The sequence below is a fragment of the Streptomyces sp. SID5464 genome, from assembly GCF_009862985.1.
GTDB lineage: Bacteria > Actinomycetota > Actinomycetes > Streptomycetales > Streptomycetaceae > Streptomyces > Streptomyces chartreusis_D.
The window spans coordinates 267,654-270,191 of sequence record NZ_WWIQ01000020.1; the positions used below are offsets into that span (position 1 = coordinate 267,654).

Genomic DNA, 2,538 nt, shown 5'->3' on the forward strand with positions numbered 1-2,538 from the left:
CACCAGCAGGCCGCGGCTGCGCAGCACCCACCGCTCCAGGGGGCTGAAGATGAGGAGGTCGATGGCGATGCCGACGATGAGGATGAGGAGGATGGCTTCGAAGACCATGGCCATGTCGCTGGCGTTGCGGCCGTTTTCGAGGAGTTGTCCGAGGCCGACGCCGAGGTCGGGGAAGGAGGCGATGATCTCGGCGGCCATCAGGGAGCGCCAGGAGAAGGCCCAGCCCTGTTTGAGGCCGGCGACGTAGCCGGGCAGGGCGGCGGGGAGGACGATGTGCCAGGTGCCCTTCAGGCCGGTGGCGCCGAGGGTGCGGCCCGCGCGCAGGAACAGTGGGGGTACCTGGTCGACGCCGGAGACGAGGCCGTTGGCGATGGAGGGGACGGCGCCGAGGAGGATGACGGCGTACATCATGGAGTTGTTCAGGCCGAGCCAGATGACGGCCGGGGGGACCCAGGCGACCGAGGGCAGGGACTGCAGGCCGGACAGGATGGGGCCGATGGCGGCGCGGATGAACTTCACGCGGGCCACGAGCAGGCCGAGGGGGGTGCCGATGAGCAGGGCGAAGCAGAAGCCGAGCAGGCCGCGCGAGACGCTGGTCCAGATGTAGTCGAGCAGTTCGCCCTGGAGCCAGGCGGTGTGGACGACGTCCCATACGGCTGAGGGTGCGGGGAGTTTGGTGGGGTCGTCGACGACCTTGAAGGAGACCAGGGCCTGCCAGAGCGCCAGGACCAGGGCGACGGCGAGGACGGGCGGCAGGATTTTCTCGGTGAGGGTCTGCCGGAAGGGTTTGCGGCTGGTCTGGACGGTTTCCAGGGCGTCGAGGCCGGCTTCGAGACCGGCGAGGTCGTTGCCGTCCTTGTCGGCGATCGTGGTGTCAGTGCTGGCCATGACGGCGGATCTCCCCACGCAGTTGTTCGGTGATCTCGACGGACAGCTCCGCCACGGCGGTGTCCTCGATGCGGCGCGGTTGCGGGATGTCCACGCTCCACTGGCGGGCGATGCGGCCCGGGCGGGAGGACAGCAGCACCACCCGCTGGGCCAGGCGGACCGCTTCGCGCACGTTGTGGGTGACGAACAGGACCGACACCTGTGTCTCGCGCCAGATACGGGTCAGCTCGTCGTGCAGTACATCGCGGGTGATGGCGTCGAGGGCGGCGAAGGGTTCGTCCATCAGCAGCAGCTTGCTGTCCTGGGCCAGCGCGCGGGCCAGCGCCACGCGCTGGCGCATTCCGCCGGACAGCTCGTGCACCCGCTTGCCGTGCGCGCCCTTGAGCCGGACCAGTTCCAGCAGCTGCTCGGCCCGCTCGCGGCGCTCGGCCTTGGGCACGCCGCTGAGTTTCAGGGCGAGTTCTATGTTCTTGCCGGCGGTCAGCCAGGGGAAGAGGGCGTGTTCCTGGAACATCAGGGCCGGGCGGCCGTCGGTGCTGATGGTGCCGGCGGAGGGCCCGTCCAGGCCGGCCACGAGGTTGAGCAGGGTGGATTTGCCGCAGCCCGAGGCCCCCAGGAGGGTGACGAACTCGCCGGGGGCGACATCGAGGGTGATGTCGTCCAGGACGAGCTGCTGCCCGGCGGGGCCCGCGAACGACTTCGAGACGTGCTCGATCCGGGCGGCGTGGGTGGCCGTCCCGGTGTCGTCGGCGGCCTTGGCGAGGGTCGTGGCCATGGTCGTCACCTCCTGGGAACTGTTCACAATGGCGGCTTGGGGATGCGGGCTTACTTCGCGCCGAGACCGGCGTCGTCGACCGTGGGCTCACCCTCTGCCTTGAGGACCTTGTTCAGCGGCGCGAGGTCGTAGATGCCCTTCAGGTCGGGCTTTTGCAGCAGTCCGGCCTTCACGGCGTGCGCGGCCTCGGTGTTGAGGGTGGCGGCCAGCGGGTCGTCGGTGAACTGGATCGACTTCCACGCCGGATCCAGCACATTTGCCGGCAGCGCCTTGCCGGAGTCCGCGGCCAGCTGCTCGTTGGCGGCCGTCTTCGCCGCGTCCGGGTGGGCGTTGATCCACTTGTTGGTCTCGACCGAGCCCTTCAGCACCGCCTCGACGACCTTGGGGTGTTCCTTCAAGAACTCCTGGCGCACGATGATGTTCGTGATCACGAACTTCTTGTCCGGCCACAGCGACGCCTCGTCCAGCAGGACCTTGCCGCCCTCGGCGACCAGCTTCGAGGCGGTCGGCTCCGGCACCCACGCCCCGTCGATGGAGCCGGACTTGTAGGCGTCGGGGGTGACCTTGTTGTCACTGCGCACGACGGTGACGTCGCCCTTGCCGCTCTGCGGGTCGATCTTCCAGCCCTGGTCGGCGGCCCAGTTGAGGAACGCCACGTCCTGGGTGTTGCCCAGCTGCGGAGTCGCGATCCGCTTGCCCTTGACGTCCTTCAACGACGTGATCTTGTCCGGGTTGACCACCAGCCTCACACCACCGGACGCCGAACCACCGATGATCCGCAGGTTCTTGCCACCGGACTTGACATAGCCGTTGATCGCCGGAGACGGACCGATCCAGCCGATGTCGATGGAGCCGGAGTTCAGCGCCTCGATCTC

3 protein-coding genes are annotated in these 2,538 nt (G+C 68.4%); all 3 read right to left on the bottom strand.

Annotated features, from left to right (window positions below):
- Window positions 1–888, bottom strand: an 888-nt coding sequence (locus GTY47_RS13910; protein WP_010034296.1) for an ABC transporter permease, incomplete at its 3' end; no start/stop codon positions are given.
- Window positions 875–1,663 (bottom strand): ABC transporter ATP-binding protein, encoded by a 789-nt coding sequence (locus GTY47_RS13915; RefSeq protein WP_010034299.1) that lies wholly within the window; start codon window positions 1,661–1,663, stop codon window positions 875–877. The genes GTY47_RS13910 and GTY47_RS13915, both read right to left, overlap by 14 nt.
- 50 nt (window positions 1,664–1,713) lie before the next feature.
- Window positions 1,714–2,538, bottom strand: an 825-nt coding sequence (locus GTY47_RS13920; RefSeq protein WP_010034301.1) for an ABC transporter substrate-binding protein, incomplete at its 5' end; no start/stop codon positions are given.

Excerpts from the sequence above, each read along its gene's own strand:
- GTY47_RS13915 (WP_010034299.1), bottom strand. The coding sequence starts at position 1,663 with ATGGCCACGACCCTCGCCAAGGCCGCCGACGACACCGGGACGGCCACC.